This window comes from Pseudomonas schmalbachii, from assembly GCF_017589465.1.
GTDB classification, from domain to species: Bacteria; Pseudomonadota; Gammaproteobacteria; order Pseudomonadales; family Pseudomonadaceae; genus Pseudomonas; species Pseudomonas schmalbachii.
Genome location: NZ_JAELYA010000009.1, coordinates 85,130 through 100,830 on the forward strand (window position 1 = coordinate 85,130; position 15,701 = coordinate 100,830).

Genomic DNA, 15,701 nt, shown 5'->3' on the forward strand with positions numbered 1-15,701 from the left:
GGCCGGGGCCGTTCGCTGGAGGTGGATTGGCGACCGTTCATCCTGGCTCTCGACGAATGGCGGCATCGTCGCCGCGCCAGGAAAAATAGATAGCAGGCTTTCAATTTTCCCGGCCGCAGGCAATCATGTCGGCCTGTCTCCAGCCCTTGCGCCAGGCCACGTCCCATGAGCTCCGCCGAGCAGCGATCCGCTTCGACGACCCTGCAGATCATCTCCATCGTCACCTTCACCTTCGCCCTGTTCCTCGCCATCGGCGCCATGCTGCCGGTGCTGCCGGGCTTCGTCAGCCACGGGCTGGGTTTCGATGCGTTGGTCGCCGGGGTGGTAATCGGCTCGCAGTACATGGCCACCCTGGTGATGCGCCCGCTCGCCGGCCGGCTGGCCGATACCCATGGACCCAAGCAGGCGGTGGTCTACGGCCTGTGGGCGATGGGCGGCGGCGGCCTGATGTTACTGCTGTCGACCAGCCTGTCCGGGCTGACCTGGCTCAGCGTGTCGCTGCTGCTGATCAGCCGTCTGGCCATCGGCTTCGCCCAGGCGCTGATGGGCGTTGGCACAGCCAGCTGGGGCATCGCGCGGGTCGGTGTGGAGAACACGGCGCAGGTGATTTCCTGGAACGGCATCGTCTGCTACGGCGCCATTGCCCTCGGCGCGCCGCTCGGCGTGTTCATGGCCGATCACGCCGGGCTCTGGAGCCTGGGCGTCGGCACCGTGCTGCTGGCCGGCCTGGGCCTGCTGCTGGCGCGGAGCAAACCGGCGGTGGAGATCGTCCAGGGCGCGCGCATGGCCTTCCATGCCGTGCTCGGCCGCGTGCTGCCCTACGGCATGTGCGTGGCGCTGGGCTCCATCGGCTTCGGCACCATCGCCACCTTCATCACCCTGTATTACGCCAGCCTGGGCTGGGCCGATCCGGCCTGGTGCCTGACGGTGTTCAGCGTGACCTTCGCCGGCGCCCGCGTGGCGTTTTCCGGCATGGTGAACCGCTTCGGCGGCTTCCCGGTGGCGATCACCTGCCTGCTGGTGGAGTCCATCGGCCTGCTGCTGCTCTGGCTGGCGCCGAGCCCGGCCGTCGCCCTGGTCGGCGCGGGGCTCACCGGCGCCGGGTTGTCGCTGGTCTATCCGGCGCTCGGCGTCGAGGCCGTGCTGCGCATCCCGGCGAGCAGCCGCAGCGCTGCGCTGGGCGCCTATGCGCTGTTCTTCGACCTCGCCATGGGTGTCGCCGGCCCGCTGATGGGGGCGATTGCCGCGCATTCCGGCTATGCCTCGATCTTCCTTGCCGCCGCGCTGATGTCGGCGATTGGTTTCGTCGTCTGTCTGGCGCTGCAGCGCTGGACCCGCCGGCGCCACGAAGAACTGCCCCTCGACTGAGGTAAACTGCGCAGCTCCCCCGTGAGCCGATGGGCAGCCGATGGATATCGAACTGGCGCGAACCTTCCTGGAAATCGTCCGCAGCGGCAGCTTCGTCGCTGCCGCCGAGCGCCTGCACGTCACCCAGACCACCATCACCGCGCGGGTGCAGAACCTCGAATCCCAGCTCGATTGCCGCCTGTTCGTGCGCAATCGCGCCGGCGCGCGGCTGACCGCCGACGGCGAGCTGTTCGTCAGCTACGCCAACCAGCTGGTGCAGACCTGGGAGGCGGCGCGGCGCGACCTGCCGCTGCCGGAGGGATATCGCAACGTCCTCAACATCGGCGGCGAGGTCAGCCTGATCAATCCGCTGATGCTCAACTGGGTGACCCACCTGCGCGAGCACATGCCGTCCCACGCGGTGCATGCGGAGGTCGGCGACGGCAAGCAACTGCAGAAGCAGCTGGAACTGGGTCTGCTGGATGCCGCGCTGGTGTATCGCCCCGACTACTGGCCGGGCATGCAGGTCGAGCAACTGCTGGAGGAGAAGCTGGTGCTGGTCTGCCTGCCGGATCGGCCGGAGCCCTACGTGTACATCGACTGGGGCGAGGAATTCCGCCGCCAGCACAACGCCGCGCTGCCGGACAAGGCCAAGGCGGCGGTCAGCTTCAACCTCGGCCCGCTGGCCCTGCAGTACCTGCTGGAATGCGGCGGCAGCGGCTACTTCCGCACCCGCGTGGTGCACGCCTACCTGCAGAGCGGCGTGCTGCGACGGGTCGACAAGGCGCCGGAGTTCATCTTCCCGACCTACCTGGTGTATTCCCGCGAGAAGGACTCGCCGGCCCTGCAGCAGGCCATCGCCATCCTCCACGAGGTGATCGCCGAGGACATCGACTGGTCGCAGCGGTGGGATTACGAGATCTGACCCCGGGCGGGGGTAGGGGGCATTACTGTAGGAGCGCGCCATGCGCGCGATATATCGGCGGCGCCGGGACTTCCTTCGCGGGCATGGCCCGCTCCTACAGGCTGCAATGCCCACCGTAGGTTGGCGCTGAGCAACGCGAAGCCCAACATCGCCATTGTTGGGCTTCACTGCGTTCAGCGCCAACCTACGCGAATCCTGGTCGCGCCAAAGCTTCGCGAGCAGAGCGCGCTCCTACAACATAGGTCTCAGCTCACTGCCTGCAGCGCCGGTCTTTCAACTGCCGAAGACTGCAACCAGCAACGCTGCAACGCCGCGATCAGGTCGGTCTGGCTGACCAGGCCGGCCAGTTCTCCGCGCTCGTCCAGCACCGGCAGGCAATGCCGGCCTTCGTCGGACATGCGCCCCACCAACTGCAGCAGCGGCGTATCCAGGCTCGCCGTTTCCACCTGCCGGGTCATCACCTGCGCCACGCTGGGGCCGCCGAGGGCCAGGCGGCTGAACGGCGAGCGGCCGAGCAGGCCGGCGAGCAGGTCGGACTGGGTGAGGATGCCGACCAGCGCGCGGCGTTCGTCCAGCACCGGCAGCGCCTTGACGTGGAAGCGGCGGAACAGCTGCCGTGCCTGGGACAGGCGGGCGTGCGGGGACACCGTGCGCAGGTCGCGGGACATGATGTCCGCCGCCGTCACGCCGCCCATCACCCGTTCCGCGGCGTGGAGTTCGGTGGTGCGCAGCAGTTGCTCCAGGTCCTCGCGGGTGATGTCGACGAAGCCGCCGAACTCCTTCAGCGCCAGGTCCAGGTCGGCGCGGTTGAAATCCAGGCGCCGGCTCGGCAGCGGGTCGCGGGTGCGGTGCGGGTTGACCGGCGCGATGGCGAGCTGGCGCGGGTAGGCGTGGCGGGTCAGGTTGTTGAGCAGCAGCGCCGCGCCGATCAGCGCCAGCGAGACAACCAGAATGGGGTAGAGCAGCAGCAGGCCCTGCTGCTCCACCAGTGGCCCGCCGAGGGCCAGGCTGAAGGCCAGCGCGCTGCTCGGCGGGTGCAGGCAGCGCAGTGCGAACATCGCCAGCATGCTGCTGCCCATCGCCGCCGTGGCGGCCGGCCAGCCATGTCCAAGCCATTGCCCGGCGCCGAGGCCGATGGCGGCGGCCAGCAGGTTGCCGGCGAGCAGCGGCCAGGGCTGCGCCAGCGGGCTGGAGGCGACGGCGAACACCAGCAGCGCCGAGGCGGCCAGGGGCGGGCCGATGCGCTGGATGGCGTCACTGTCGAAGAGGGCGCTGCACAGCCACAGGCTGCCGCCCAGCGCCAGGCAGCCGCAGACGAGGATGCGCAGCCATTCGCGCGGCGATGCGGGCGCGGCTCCGGAAGACAGGCGTTTCAGCCAGTCGAAGTGGGTGGGAGTGCTCATGCTGGGGGCCCGAATTTAAAGAAGGGGCCGCAACGGCAGCCCCGGAACTCCCGACGGGGCATCGGGAGGGGTTCCATCCCTGGATATGGAAACTCAGGCGAGCAGCGAGTCTTCCGGGCGCTGCGGCAGTTCTTCCAGCGGCTCGATCACCCGTTCGCAGACCTTGCCGGTGGCGGCGGCGACCCGTTCGGCCACCGGCGGGTCGTCGGCGAAGGGCAGCAGCGCCGCCTGCTCGTACTTGCGTTCGCCGGCGCGCAGCGGGGCGACCACCAGGGCGGCGATCGCGGCGAGGAGAAGCCATTCGACGATGATCATGGGCGTTCTCCTCAGGCGGTCGCCAGGCTGTGCGGCAGCGGCTCGCTACCGGCCGCGCGCACCGTGCGCCAGGTGTTCCAGGCCATCAGCAGCATGCCGAAGGCGAAGGTTCCGCCACCGATCAGGCGCACGATGTAGCCCGGATGGCTGGCCTGCAGCGCCTCGACGAACGAGTAGGTCAGGGTGCCGTCGGCGTTCACCGCGCGCCACATCAGGCCCTGGGTGATGCCGTTGACCCACATCGCGGCGATGTACAGCACGGTGCCGATGGTCGCCAGCCAGAAGTGCGCGTTGATCAGCCCGACGCTGTGCATCTGCTCGCGGCCGTACAGCCGGGGGATCATGTGGTAGAGCGTGCCGATGCTGATCATCGCCACCCAGCCGAGGGCGCCGGCGTGCACGTGGCCGATGGTCCAGTCGGTGTAGTGGGACAGCGAGTTGACGGTCTTGATCGCCATCATCGGGCCTTCGAAGGTGGACATCCCGTAGAACGCCAGCGACACCACCAGGAAGCGCAGGATCGGATCGGTGCGCAGCTTATGCCAGGCGCCCGAGAGGGTCATCATGCCGTTGATCATCCCGCCCCAGCTCGGCGCCAGCAGCACCAGCGACATCGCCATGCCGAGCGACTGCGCCCAGTCCGGCAGCGCGGTGTAGTGCAGGTGGTGCGGGCCGGCCCAGATATACAGGGTGATGATCGCCCAGAAGTGCACGATGGACAGGCGATAGGAGTAGATCGGCCGCCCGGCCTGCTTCGGCACGAAGTAGTACATCATGCCGAGGAAGCCCACCGAGAGGATGAAGCCGACCACGCTGTGGCCGTACCACCACTGGATCATCGCGTCGGTGGCGCCGGAATAGATCGGGTAGGACTTCAGCAGGGTGACCGGCACCGCCAGGTGGTTGATCACATGGACCATGCCGGTGACCACGATAAAGGCGCCGTAGAACCAGTTGCCGACGTAGATGTGCCTGACCCGGCGGCGGGCGATGGTGCCGAAGAACAGGTAGGCGTAGACCAGCCAGATCACCGTCACCCACAGCGCCAGCGGCCACTCCATCTCCGCGTATTCCTTGGAGGTGGTGATGCCCAGCGGATAGCTGACGAGCATCGCCACGATGGTCGCCTGCCAGCCCCAGAACACGAACTTCGCCAGCCCGTCGGAGATCAGCCGCACGTTGCAGGTGCGCTGCACCACATAGAACGAGGTGGCGAACAGCGCGCCGCCGCCGAAGGCGAAGATCACCAGGTTGGTATGGATCGGCCGGATGCGGCCGAAGCTGGTCCAGGGCAGGTCGAAGTTCAGTTGCGGCCAGACCAGCTGGGCGGCGATGAACACGCCCATACCCATGCCGAGGACACCCCAGAACAGCGTCATCAGGGTGAACTGGCGGACCACGGCGTAGTTGTAGGACGGTGAATCGTGTTGCGAGGCAATCGTCATGGCTAGCGGTGCACGCGGAAACACCGGCACGCGGCGAAACGCGCGACGGAATGCGGGCTGCTCCTTATCGATGGAGTTTTCTATAGGACCTGTCGGTATTCGTCGCAGGAGGGCAGCGGAATAGACGACAGGAGCACGCGGTGCTTACCCACAAAGGGGTAGCCAGACGATGCTAGGAAAGGTGACGATTCATATCCAATGAATGTTATTGCAGATTTAGTGCAATTATTTTGCGGTTAACCGGAGCCGTAGGTTGGCGTTGAGCTTGCGAAGCCCAACGATGCCAATTCCCGGCAGACGTTGGGCTTCACTGCGTTCAGCGCCAACCTACGAAAAGCTCGCAGGCGTGCCGTGCTCCGGCGATCAGAAAGTCTCGTCCACATACTTGAACGGATAGTTGATCTCCTTGTACCGCCCGATCTTGCCGCGCTTGGGCAGCTTGACCTTCTTCTCGGTGATGTCCTCGTACGGGATGTGCTTGAGCAGGTGGCTGATGAGGTTCAGGCGCACGCGCCGCTTGTCCTCCGAGCGCGCGACGAACCACGGCGCCCAGGGCGAATCGGTGGCGTTGAACATCTCGTCGCGGGCACGGGTGTATTCGTCCCAGCGGGTGAACGACTTCAGGTCCATCGGCGACAGCTTCCAGATCTTGCGGCCGTCGGTGATGCGGTCCTGCAGGCGGCGCTCCTGCTCTTCGGCGCTGACTTCCAGCCAGTACTTGAGGAGGATGATCCCGGAGTCCACCAGGATGCGCTCGAACAGCGGGGTGACGGCGAGGAACTTCGTCGCCTGTTCCTCGGTGCAGAAGCCCATCACCCGCTCGACGCCGGCGCGGTTGTACCAGCTGCGGTCGAAGATCACCACCTCGCCGGCCGCCGGCAGGTGGGCGAGATAGCGCTGCGAATAAAGCTGCGACTTCTCCCGCTCGGTCGGTGCCGGCAGCGCCACCACGCGGAAGATGCGCGGGCTGACGCGCTCGGTGATGGCCTTGATCACGCCGCCCTTGCCGGCGCCGTCGCGACCCTCGAAGACGATGCAGACCTTCAGGCCCTTGTGCACCACCCATTCCTGCAGCTTGACCAGCTCGACGTGCAGCTTCTTCAGTTCCTTCTCGTAGTCCTTGGTTCCCAGTTTTTCGCTGGCGTCAGCGGCCTGGTCTTTTTTCTTCTTGCCTTTTGCCATTGCGTTCTCCGTATGGGTGAGCGGTGTGTCATCCCCGATCAGGATAGTTGCGATTCAGCGGGTCACCTGTGCGGCGTTACCGCGCGGGGCTTCGCGGCCGCCCAGATACCAGCCGAGCAGCCCCCAGATCGCGGCGCACACGGCGCCGGCCAGGGCGGCGAGCAGCACGCCGGCGCCGAGGCTGTCGAGCAGCGCCTTGGCCCAGGCGCTGATCGCGTCGCCGGCGCGGTAGACCACCGTGTCGATGAAGTTCTTCGCCTTGTACTTGGTCTGCGCATCCAGCGGTGCGAAGAGCATCTCCCGGCCCGGGCGGACGAAGGCGTACTCGCCGACCCGCCGCACCACCATCGCCACCGCCAGCACGGCGAAGGTCGGCGCCAGCGCCAGGGCGAGGAAGCCCAGGCAGACCAGCGCCGGCACCGTGGCGAGCAGCGCGCGCAGGCCGTAGCGCTCGGCGACCCGCCCGGCGACGAACAGCTGGGTGGCCAGCGACAGTGCCTGGACGATGAAGTCGAGCAGGCTGAACACGCGGATCTGCGTCTGGCGGTCGGGGAAGTGTTCGGCCACCAGCCGCGCCTGTTCGAAGTAGAGGAAGGTGCTGGCGGTGGCGAGCAGGATGACGAAGGCGCCGACCGCCAGCAGGTAGGGCGAGCGCAGCACCAGGACGATGCCGCTGAACGGGTTGCCGATCACCGGCTTGCGCGGGTTTTCGCTGGGCGGCGCACCGGGGCGGCCGGCGCCGCCGCGTTCGCGCCAGGTCATCAGGTAGTGCTTGGCCGGCAGGGTGGCGGCGAGCAGCGCGGCGGCCAGCAGGGTCAGGCCGGATTGCCCGAACGCATCGATCAGCAGCGCGCCCAGCGCTGGCCCGGCCAGCCCGCCGCAGCTCGCCCCGGCGGCGATGAAGGGAAACAGCCGGCGCGCCTGGCCCTCGTCGAACACGTCGGCCATCAGGCTCCAGGCCACCGAGACGACGAACAGGTTGTACACCGAGATCCACACATAGAACGTCCGCCCGGCCCACACCGACTCGCCGGCCTGGAACAGCAGGGCGAAGCCCAGCAGGTTGGCGACGAAGAAGCCGTATACCCAGTCCACATAGCGCCGCCGCGCCACCCGCGAGTTGAGCCAGGCGAACAGCGGCACCGCCAGCAGCATGACGACGAAGGTCGCGGTGAACAGCCACTGCAGGTTCTCCACCCCGCCAAGAATCCCCATCGCCTCGCGGATCGGCCGCAGCATGAAATAGCCGGCGAACAGGCAGAAGAACAGCGCGAACCCGCACACAGCCGCCACCAGCTCGCCGGGGCGGGCGTTGATGGCGGTGGTGAGGCGTTGGGTGGGGGCCATGGCTACATCGCTCGGCGTAGGAAGCTCTTGTAGGTTGGTGTTGAGCGAAGCGATACCCAACATCGCGGGCCGATTGCGATGGGTATCGCTTCGCTCAGACTGCGCGTCCCGACCCATCCTACAAATGCAAGCCCGCAGCTTGCGATTCCCTCACCCCAACCCTCTCCCGGAGGGAGAGGGGGCGCAACCGCGTCGGGCGATATGCTGTGCCAGCCGGCAACTCCGAACAGTCCCCTCTCCCTCGAGGGAGAGGGTTAGGGTGAGGGGGTAGCCTCGCGACAAAGCAAAGACAGTTACTCCTACGGATACAGGGCGCATTCAGGCGAACACCTGGACGATCTTCTCGCGCAGCGCCGCATCCGGCAGCGGGCCCGTGCCGGCGGTCAGGTTGTCGGCCATGTAGCGCGCCTTCGAGGTGGCCGGGATCGCCACGGTCACCGCCGGGTGGGCGAGGATGAATTTCAGCAGAATCTGCGCCCAGGAGGTCGCCTGCAGCTCCCCGGCCCAGTCCGGCAGCGGCTTGCCTTTCACCTGCTGGAGCAGGGCGGAACGCTGGAACGGCCGGTTGATCAGGGTCGCCAGGCCGTGGTCGGCGCAATACGGCAGCAGGCGCTTCTCGGCGCCGCGCTCGCCCACCGAATAGTTGAACTGCACGAAGTCGACGCCCTTTTCCTTTTCCAGCGTCTCGATCAGGTCGTCGTGGGCCGACTCCACATAGTGGGTGATGCCGATATAGCGCACCGTGCCCTGCTGCTTCAGCTCGCGCAGCAGGCCGAGCTGGGTGGCGGTGTCCATCAGGTTGTGTACTTGCACCAGGTCGATCTTCTCGCGCTGCAGCGCCTTCTGGCTGGCGCGGAACTGCGCCTCGCCGCTGGCCTTGCCGTGGGACGACAGCTTGGTGGCGAGGAAGGCCCTGTCCAGGTCGCCGCTGCGCTTGAGCAGCTCGCCGGTGACTTCCTCGGCGGCGCCGTAGCTCGGCGCGGTATCGATCAGCGTGGCGCCGCCGGCGAACAGCGTGCGCACCACTTCCAGCAGCGGCGCCAGGCTGGCGTCGTCGAGGCTTTCGTTGAACACCCGCGAAGTGCCGAGGCCGATCACCGGGATGTTTTCGCCGCTGCTCGGAATCTTGCGCTGTAACAGCGGCGCGGTGCCCCAGGCGGCGGGCGGGAACCACGGGGCAAGAGTGGCCAGGGCCGCCAGGCTGAGTCCGCCCTGGAGGAAGTGACGACGGTTGGACATGGGAAATCCTCCGCGTGTCGAATGGCGCATCGTTCGAGGATAGTCCCGTATGCCGGGCGGGGCGGGTGCAGATGTATCCCGATGTTTGACAGGAGTCGTAGGTTGGCGCTGAGCGCAGTGAAGCCCAACGATGGCGATGTTGGGCTTCGCGTTGCTCAGCGCCAACCTACGGTTGTTGTTCGGGCGCTGGAAGCTGCAGCAGCGCACACAGGCCGCCTTCGCCACGGTTGCGCAGGTCGATGCGGCCGCCCAGGCGGCGGGCGATCATGTCGACGATGGCCAGACCAAGGCCGGCGCCCTGGGGGTTGCCCTGGCTGTAGAAGCGTTCGAACAGGCGACCGGCCTGCTGCTCGTCGATACCCGGGCCATGGTCCTCGACGCTGAGCAGGAAGTTGCCGTCCGCACGCTGCAGGCGCACGCGGATTTCCCCGCCCGCTGGCGAGAACTGCGCGGCGTTGCTCACCAGATTCTGCAAGGCGATGTCGATGGCGCCGCCGTCGACGCAGGCACGGTAGTCCGCCGGGGCGACCTCCAGTTCCATCTCCAGGCCCTTGCCGAGCACCCACGGCGTCAGCTCCGCCAGACTGCTGCGGACCTGCGCCTCCAGATCGATCTCCGGCCAGTCCTGCAGCGCCAGTTGCGGTTCGACGCGGGCCATGGTCAGCAACTGGTTGACCACCCGGCTCAGGCGATCCACGCCGCCGATCAGGAATTGCAGGGCCTGGCTGCGTGTCTCGTCGTCGCCCGCCTGCAGCGCGTTCTGTGCATGCAGGCGCAGGACCGCCAGCGGCGTGCGCATTTCGTGGGCGGCGTCGGCGATGAAGCGATGCTCGCGCTGCAGCAGGGCGTCGATTTGCGACAGCAGACGGTTGATCGCCGCCTGCATCGGCTCCAGTTCGCGCGGCAGCGGCACCAGTTGCAGCGGTTCGAGGGATTCCGCATGGCGGGCGCGGATCACCCGGGCCATGTTCTGCAATGGCCGCAAACCCCAGCCGATGGCCCACCAGACCAGCGCGGCGAGCGCCACGCTGGCGATCAGGATCGGCCCGAGGGTGTGATGGACGATGCGCTGCACCAGGTCCTGGCGCACGTCGTTGCGTTCGCCGACCCAGATCAGCAGCCCCTGCTGCTCGTCCGGCAGGAGGATGCCGCGCCAGCCGTGACCTCCGGCAGTCAAATTGAACAGGCCGGGCGTGCGCGGCGGCGCGCTGAACGGCGGGGCGCTGGCCGAGCGCACCAGGCTCTCGCCGCCCGTGCTCCACACCTGGAAGGCCAGCTTGCTTTCGTACGGATGGCCGACGCGCTGCGGACCGGTGTGGCTGAGCGCCTCCTCGAAGGCCCGGTAGAGCGCCTGGCGGTCGCCGCCGGGCAGCGGCATGCGCATCACGCCCTGCAGCAGGCGGGCGTTCTGCGCCAGGTGGGCATCGTAGATTTCCGCCACCTCGTGGCTGCTGTCGAGGTAGTTGTAGAGGGCGATGGACAGGGTGCCGAGGGACAGCAGGAACATCACCATGAACAGCGTGCGGCGGCGCAGCGAGGTCATGCCTTGCCTTCCACCAGGTAGCCGATGCCGCGCACGGTGCGGATCAGCTCGCCGAACAGCTTCTTGCGCAGGTGATAGATGTGCACTTCGAGGGTGTTGCTTTCCGCCCCTTCGTCCCAGCCGTAGAGCAACTGGGTCAGGCGTTCGCGGGTGAAGACCTTGCCGGGCTGCGCCAGCAGTTCGTGCAGCAGGACGTACTCCTTCGGCGTGAGAACCACCGGCTGGCCGCGATAGCTGACCTGTTGCGTGGCCGGGTCGAGGCTGACGCCGGCATGCTCGATGACCACCTGGGCGCGGCCGGCGCTGCGGCGCAGCAGGGCGCGCAGGCGGGCCTTCAGCTCGTCGAGGTCGAACGGCTTGACCAGATAGTCGTCGGCGCCCGAGTCCAGCCCGGCGATGCGGTCGCCGGTGGCGTCGCGCGCGGTGAGGATCAGCACCGGCAGTGTCGAGCCGCCGCCGCGCAGGCGCCGCAATACCGTGAGCCCGTCCATGCGCGGCAGGCCGAGGTCGAGCACGGCCAGGTCGAAGTCCTCTTCCTGCATGGCGTGCAGGGCACTGGCGCCATCCAGCAGCCAGTCGATGGTGTAGCCCTCCTGGCGCAGCCCGGTGCGCACACCTTCGCCCAGAGCGGGATCATCCTCTACCAGCAATAGCCGCATGCTCAGTCCTGTTTCTCGCGGATTTCCCTGAGTAAAGCATCGATCTCGCCGCGCCGGCCCTGGTCCGCCAGCTCCCGTCCGGGGCGCGGCGGCGCCTGCAGGGCCTTTTCCAGCGCCGAGGCGGCGGCGTTGTACTGCTTCTGCCGGTACAGGTGGTCGCCCCAGAAGTACAGGCTGTCGATGCCGTCCGGATTCAACTGCAACGCCTTGCGCAGCATCTGCTCGGCCTTGTCCTCGTCGCCGAAGCCGAGCGGCCAGCCGGGCACGCGGTCGTACAGTGCGCCGAGGCTGGTATAGGCCGATCCTTGCAGGGCACCGGGGTCCAGTTGCAGCGCCTTCTCCAGGCTGGCGCGGGCGGTCTTCACCTTGCCCAGCGCACTCAGTCCACCCTCGGCGCCGGCCCAGCTGCTGCTGACGATGCCGTGCCAGATCCAGGCTTCCGCCGCGCCCGGCTGTTCGTGGGTGAAGGCTTCGCTGTCGGCGGCGAGTTTTTCGAAGGCGACGGCGCGTTGCGCTTCGGGCGTGCGGTACTGGATTTCCGCCCAGCGCTGCTGGATCGCGGCGAGGTGCTGGCTGCCGTTCGCGTCCAGCGCCCAGACCAGCGGCGTGACGAGGAACAGGCAGAGGCTGAGGATCAGGCGTTTCATTTCGGGTGCTCCTGGGTATGGCTGTAGCGGCGGATCAGCGGCAGCTGCTTGCGCAGGGCGCGGTCGACGATGCGCGGCAGCATTCCGTTGAGGCGCACGAAGAGCTTTTCCGGCCAGCCGAGGTAGAGCTCGCTGCGGCTCTTCTCGATGGCCTGCAGCACGGCGCGGGCGACATCCTTCGGCTCGTCCATGCTGACCTTCAGCGCGGCGTTCAGGGCCAGCACGGCGGCGCCGTTCATGCTCGTGCGGGTGGCGCGCGGGGCGACGTAGAGCACGTCCACCGGGGTGTCGGCGAGTTCCCGCCGCAGCGCCTCGGAGAAGCCGCGCAGGGCGAACTTGCTGGCGCAGTAGGCGGTGTAGCCGGGGTAGCCGATGGAGCCGTAGATCGAGCCGACGTTGACCACCAGCGCATGCGGGTTGGCGCGCAGCATCGGCAGCATGGCGCGGGTCAGTTGCAGGGTGGCGCCGATGTTGAGGGCGAGCAGGTCGTCGAGCTGCGTTTCGCCGATCTGCTCCAGCAGGGCGAAGCGATTGACCCCGGCGGCGTTGATCAGCAGGTTGGCGCCGCCCATCGCCCTGGCCGCGTCGAGCACCACCTGGCGCCCGGCGGCCGTGCGAAGGTCGGCCATCTGCCAGCCCAGCGTCTGTGGATAACATTGCCGCAGGGCGGCCAGGGCGCCTTCGTGGCGGCTCACCGCCAGCACCCGCGCACCGGCGGCGCACAGCTGTTCCGCCAGTTGCAGGCCGATGCCGCCGCTGGCGCCGGTGAGCACTGCGCGGCATTCAGACAGTCGCATGGCGCACCTCGGCAGCGGTCGCCCCGGCGCGCGGCAGGCCACGGAACATGTCGGCGTACAGGCGGTAGACCACCCGCGCGGAATGGATCACCGCGGCCTGGTCGTCGGCATCGTCGAGGCGGTTCATCAGGCTGCGATAGGTCTGCATGTGGTCCTGGTCCAGCGCGCCGTGGGAGCTCAGGTAGCTGAAGGCGTTCCCGGGCAGGCCGAGGCTGTCGCGGATGCTGCCGGCGGCATGGGTGGCGAGGGCGACGCTGGTGCCTTCGAGGACGTTGACCATGCCGAACAGGCCGACCGGGTTGCCGCGGGCGATGAGGTCGTAGAGATAGGCCACCATCAGCTCGATGGGCAGCGCCGGACGGCTGCCCTGCACGGCATCCGCATCGCCTCCGCAGGCGGCGATGTCGTCGAGAATCCAGCGTTCGTGGCCGTATTCCTCGTCGATGTACTCGCAGACGGCACCGCGCAGCCACTCCAGGCGGGCGGGCAGGCGCGCGCCGCAGGCCATCAGCAGCGGCACGGTATGGCGGACATGGTGGTAGGCCTGGGTGAGGAAGGCGACGTAGCCCTCCAGGCTGACCACGCCGGCCAGCGCCTCGCGGATCACCGGGACGCCGAACAGCGCCTCGCGTTCGCTGGCGGTGGCGGTTTGCAGGGTGTCGAAGAATGGCATGGCAATCACCTCATTCGGTAACCAGGGCTGACAGTTCGTTGCGGTAGCGCTCGAGAATGGCCGCGCGGCGCGGGCGGCCGTTGGCGGTGAGCGTGCCGCTGGCGAGATCGAAGGGTTGCGGCAGCCGCCGCCAGGCATGTATCTGCGCGTAGTCGGGCAGATTGCGGTTGGCCTGCTCCACGGCGGCGGCCAGCGTCGCGTCGGCGCACTGGGGGTCCAGCGGCCAGAGCAGGGCGAGGTTCTGGTGCAGGCCCTCGCCGTGGACGAAGGCCTGGAGGATGACGCCGTTCTGCGTCAGTTCCGCCTCGACCCATTCCGGATTGACGTTGCGGCCGAAGCTGGTGATGAACTGGTTCTTCTTGCGCCCGCCGAGGTACAGGTAGCCGTCCTCGTCGAAGCGGCCGACGTCGCCGGTGGGCCACCACTCGCCGTCGAACGGCGCCTCGCCGAGATAGCCGAGCGCTACCGAGCCGCTGACCAGCACCTCGCTGTCCTCCGCCAGCCGCACCTGCACATGCGGCAGCGGCTGGCCGACGCTGCCGGGGCGGTTGGCGCCAGGGCGGTTCAGGCACACCACCGAGGCGCATTCGGAGAGCCCGTAGCCCTCGTATACCGGCAGGCCGACCTGCGCCGCGCGGGCCAGCAGCTCGGGCGAGACGTGCGCGCCGCCGACCGCGACGAAGCGCAGCGGCCCGACCTGCATCTGCCCGCGCTCGATGGCCGTGACCAGGCCGAGCAGCAGTTGCGGCACGAGGATCAGGCTCTGCGCGCCGCTGAGGGCGATGCAGTCGAGCAGGCGCGGCCAGTCGACGCTGCTGGCGCCGCCGATGCCCAGCCGTTCCTGCGGCAGCAGGACGATCTCGGCGCCGGCCAGCAACGCGGCGTAGATGCCGAGGTTTTCCAGCAGCACCGCCAGCGGCAGGACCGCCAGGTAACGCTGCGGCTCGGCGGGACGGCTGGCCAGCTCCACTTCGTAGGCCACCCGCAACAGCGCCTGCGCGCTCAGGCAGACGCCCTTGGGCGCGCCGGTGCTGCCGGAGGTGTAGGTGATCTTCGCCGTGCCTGCCGGCAGGACCGCATCGCCCCGCTGCGGCCGGCGCCAGAATGGCGGGTCGGCGGCAAAGCCGAGCCCCGCCAGTTCCTCGGCCATGTCTCCATCGGCCAGCAGCAGCGTGGCGCCGGTCTGCTCCAGGCAGTGGGCGCGCTGCGCCGGGGTGAAGAACGGCGGCAGGATCACGCAGGGTCGTCCGGCGAGCAGTGCCGCCAGGTCCCAGAGCAGGGCCTCGGGACCGTTCTCCAGTGCCAGGGCGAATACGCCCGGGGGCTCCGCGCGCAGCCATTCCTCGCGCCGCTCCACTTCGTGCAGCAACTGGCCGTAATGGCAGACCAGGCCGTCGCCGTGCAGGGCGACCCGCCCGGGCTGGTGCGCGCCGAGCCGGCGCAGGGTTTCCCATAGTGCGCTCAGTTCAGGCTGCATGGCCGGTCTCGTTCAGAAAGGGAAAGCCCAGGCCGGCGAACACCCCGCCGCGCTGCAACAGGTCGCGACCGTGGCGGATGTTGCCGGCGAACACGTGCGGCTGCTGCGCGTAGTAGCTGCCCCAGTCGTCGTGCTCGTTTCCCAGCCGCTGCGCTTCGGCGCGGGCCAGCACCAGCGGTTCCAGACCCAGGCGGTGGAAGCTGTTGAGCAGGCTGGCGGCGCCGGTGAAGGCCACCCATTCCAGCCCGCGGGCGGCGAGCAGCCAGGTCGCCGCGATGATGATCAGGCGTGCGCTGCCGGCGCCGACGGAACTCAGGTTGCCGACCTCGACCAGCTCCGCCCGCTCCACCGCGCGCCCGGCCAGGCGCGACACGGGATGTTCCAGCGGCTCGTCGAGATACTGTTCGAGAAACAGCGGCCCCGACTCGGCCAGGCGCATCCCGGCGACCGCCAGCAACCGCCCCTCGGCATCGCGCAGGGCGAGCAGCTCCGGCAGGAAATGGCGGATGTCGGCATGGTGCGCATGGCTGAAACGGTCGTGGATGAACTCTTCCACCTGCTCGCGGCCGGCATCGCCGCTGCGCAGCAGTTCGAGGCTGGCGCGATGCTCCGCGCGCTGGTCGAAATGAAATGGGAACAGCGAACTCCATTCGTCGCCGGTCATGTGTCGCTCCCCCCCTGCGGGACTGTGCAATGGGGGCG

The 15,701-nt window shown here is 68.2% G+C and carries 15 protein-coding genes; 2 read left to right on the forward strand and 13 right to left on the reverse strand.

What is annotated here, in order from left to right; all coding sequences use genetic code 11:
• Window positions 1–165 precede the first annotated feature (165 nt).
• Both JFY56_RS20855 and JFY56_RS20860 read left to right on the forward strand, forming a co-directional pair.
• A complete protein-coding gene (locus JFY56_RS20855) occupies window positions 166–1,368 on the forward strand; it encodes an MFS transporter (RefSeq protein WP_208316061.1) in 1,203 nt (400 codons plus the stop codon).
• A gap of 40 nt (window positions 1,369–1,408) precedes the next feature.
• The gene (locus JFY56_RS20860; RefSeq protein ID WP_208316062.1) at window positions 1,409–2,272 is read left to right on the forward strand and encodes a LysR family transcriptional regulator; all 864 of its coding nucleotides are present in this window, start codon (window positions 1,409–1,411) and stop codon (window positions 2,270–2,272) included.
• A 245-nt stretch (window positions 2,273–2,517) separates the two neighbouring features.
• Here the strand turns inward: JFY56_RS20860 and JFY56_RS20865 are convergent, their stop codons facing one another.
• The 13 genes from JFY56_RS20865 to JFY56_RS20925 all read right to left on the reverse strand — a co-directional run bounded on the left by JFY56_RS20865 (window position 2,518) and on the right by JFY56_RS20925 (window position 15,663).
• Window positions 2,518–3,675, reverse strand: a complete 1,158-nt coding sequence (locus JFY56_RS20865; protein ID WP_208316063.1) for an HPP family protein — start codon at window positions 3,673–3,675, stop codon at window positions 2,518–2,520.
• A 93-nt stretch (window positions 3,676–3,768) separates the two neighbouring features.
• Window positions 3,769–3,990, reverse strand: a complete 222-nt coding sequence (locus JFY56_RS20870) for a hypothetical protein (protein ID WP_208316064.1) — start codon at window positions 3,988–3,990, stop codon at window positions 3,769–3,771.
• 11 nt (window positions 3,991–4,001) lie between these two features.
• Window positions 4,002–5,435, reverse strand: coding sequence for a cytochrome-c oxidase, cbb3-type subunit I (gene ccoN, locus JFY56_RS20875; protein ID WP_208316065.1), 1,434 nt, complete (start codon window positions 5,433–5,435; stop codon window positions 4,002–4,004).
• Between the two features lie 363 nt (window positions 5,436–5,798).
• A complete protein-coding gene (gene ppk2 / locus JFY56_RS20880) occupies window positions 5,799–6,617 on the reverse strand; it encodes a polyphosphate kinase 2 (RefSeq protein WP_208316066.1) in 819 nt (272 codons plus the stop codon).
• 54 nt (window positions 6,618–6,671) lie between these two features.
• Window positions 6,672–7,964: an NTP/NDP exchange transporter gene (locus tag JFY56_RS20885; protein ID WP_208316067.1), complete on the reverse strand. Its 1,293-nt coding sequence runs from the start codon at window positions 7,962–7,964 to the stop codon at window positions 6,672–6,674.
• 318 nt (window positions 7,965–8,282) lie between these two features.
• A complete protein-coding gene (locus JFY56_RS20890) occupies window positions 8,283–9,203 on the reverse strand; it encodes an aldo/keto reductase (RefSeq protein ID WP_208316068.1) in 921 nt (306 codons plus the stop codon).
• 166 nt (window positions 9,204–9,369) lie between these two features.
• A complete protein-coding gene (locus tag JFY56_RS20895) occupies window positions 9,370–10,746 on the reverse strand; it encodes a sensor histidine kinase (RefSeq protein ID WP_208316069.1) in 1,377 nt (458 codons plus the stop codon).
• The gene (locus JFY56_RS20900; protein ID WP_208316070.1) at window positions 10,743–11,405 is read right to left on the reverse strand and encodes a response regulator; all 663 of its coding nucleotides are present in this window, start codon (window positions 11,403–11,405) and stop codon (window positions 10,743–10,745) included. Before JFY56_RS20900 ends, JFY56_RS20895 begins: the two co-directional genes overlap by 4 nt.
• 2 nt (window positions 11,406–11,407) lie before the next feature.
• Complete coding sequence (locus tag JFY56_RS20905; protein WP_208316071.1) at window positions 11,408–12,052, reverse strand: tetratricopeptide repeat protein; 645 nt, start codon at window positions 12,050–12,052, stop codon at window positions 11,408–11,410.
• On the reverse strand, window positions 12,049–12,849 hold the full coding sequence (locus JFY56_RS20910) for an SDR family oxidoreductase (protein WP_208316072.1): 801 nt from the start codon (window positions 12,847–12,849) through the stop codon (window positions 12,049–12,051). Before JFY56_RS20910 ends, JFY56_RS20905 begins: the two co-directional genes overlap by 4 nt.
• Window positions 12,836–13,522, reverse strand: coding sequence for a TenA family transcriptional regulator (locus JFY56_RS20915; protein WP_208316073.1), 687 nt, complete (start codon window positions 13,520–13,522; stop codon window positions 12,836–12,838). Before JFY56_RS20915 ends, JFY56_RS20910 begins: the two co-directional genes overlap by 14 nt.
• 10 nt (window positions 13,523–13,532) lie before the next feature.
• On the reverse strand, window positions 13,533–14,999 hold the full coding sequence (locus tag JFY56_RS20920) for an AMP-binding protein (protein ID WP_208316074.1): 1,467 nt from the start codon (window positions 14,997–14,999) through the stop codon (window positions 13,533–13,535).
• Entirely contained in the window at window positions 14,989–15,663 is a 675-nt protein-coding gene (locus JFY56_RS20925) for a thermostable hemolysin (protein WP_208316075.1), read from the reverse strand. The genes JFY56_RS20920 and JFY56_RS20925 overlap by 11 nt, the downstream gene beginning before the upstream one ends.
• Between the last annotated feature and the right edge of the window lie 38 nt (window positions 15,664–15,701).

Bases quoted from the DNA above. Each gene is read 5' to 3' on its own strand.
- JFY56_RS20870 (WP_208316064.1), bottom strand. From the start codon at position 3,990: ATGATCATCGTCGAATGGCTTCTCCTCGCCGCGATCGCCGCCCTGGTG.
- JFY56_RS20925 (WP_208316075.1), bottom strand. From the start codon at position 15,663: ATGACCGGCGACGAATGGAGTTCGCTGTTCCCATTTCATTTCGACCAG.
- JFY56_RS20915 (WP_208316073.1), bottom strand. From the start codon at position 13,522: ATGCCATTCTTCGACACCCTGCAAACCGCCACCGCCAGCGAACGCGAG.
- ccoN (WP_208316065.1), bottom strand. From the start codon at position 5,435: ATGACGATTGCCTCGCAACACGATTCACCGTCCTACAACTACGCCGTG.
- JFY56_RS20890 (WP_208316068.1), bottom strand. From the start codon at position 9,203: ATGTCCAACCGTCGTCACTTCCTCCAGGGCGGACTCAGCCTGGCGGCC.
- JFY56_RS20920 (WP_208316074.1), bottom strand. From the start codon at position 14,999: ATGCAGCCTGAACTGAGCGCACTATGGGAAACCCTGCGCCGGCTCGGC.
- JFY56_RS20900 (WP_208316070.1), bottom strand. From the start codon at position 11,405: ATGCGGCTATTGCTGGTAGAGGATGATCCCGCTCTGGGCGAAGGTGTG.
- JFY56_RS20910 (WP_208316072.1), bottom strand. From the start codon at position 12,849: ATGCGACTGTCTGAATGCCGCGCAGTGCTCACCGGCGCCAGCGGCGGC.
- JFY56_RS20855 (WP_208316061.1), top strand. From the start codon at position 166: ATGAGCTCCGCCGAGCAGCGATCCGCTTCGACGACCCTGCAGATCATC.
- ppk2 (WP_208316066.1), bottom strand. From the start codon at position 6,617: ATGGCAAAAGGCAAGAAGAAAAAAGACCAGGCCGCTGACGCCAGCGAA.
- JFY56_RS20885 (WP_208316067.1), bottom strand. From the start codon at position 7,964: ATGGCCCCCACCCAACGCCTCACCACCGCCATCAACGCCCGCCCCGGC.
- JFY56_RS20905 (WP_208316071.1), bottom strand. From the start codon at position 12,052: ATGAAACGCCTGATCCTCAGCCTCTGCCTGTTCCTCGTCACGCCGCTG.
- JFY56_RS20860 (WP_208316062.1), top strand. From the start codon at position 1,409: ATGGATATCGAACTGGCGCGAACCTTCCTGGAAATCGTCCGCAGCGGC.
- JFY56_RS20865 (WP_208316063.1), bottom strand. From the start codon at position 3,675: ATGAGCACTCCCACCCACTTCGACTGGCTGAAACGCCTGTCTTCCGGA.
- JFY56_RS20895 (WP_208316069.1), bottom strand. From the start codon at position 10,746: ATGACCTCGCTGCGCCGCCGCACGCTGTTCATGGTGATGTTCCTGCTG.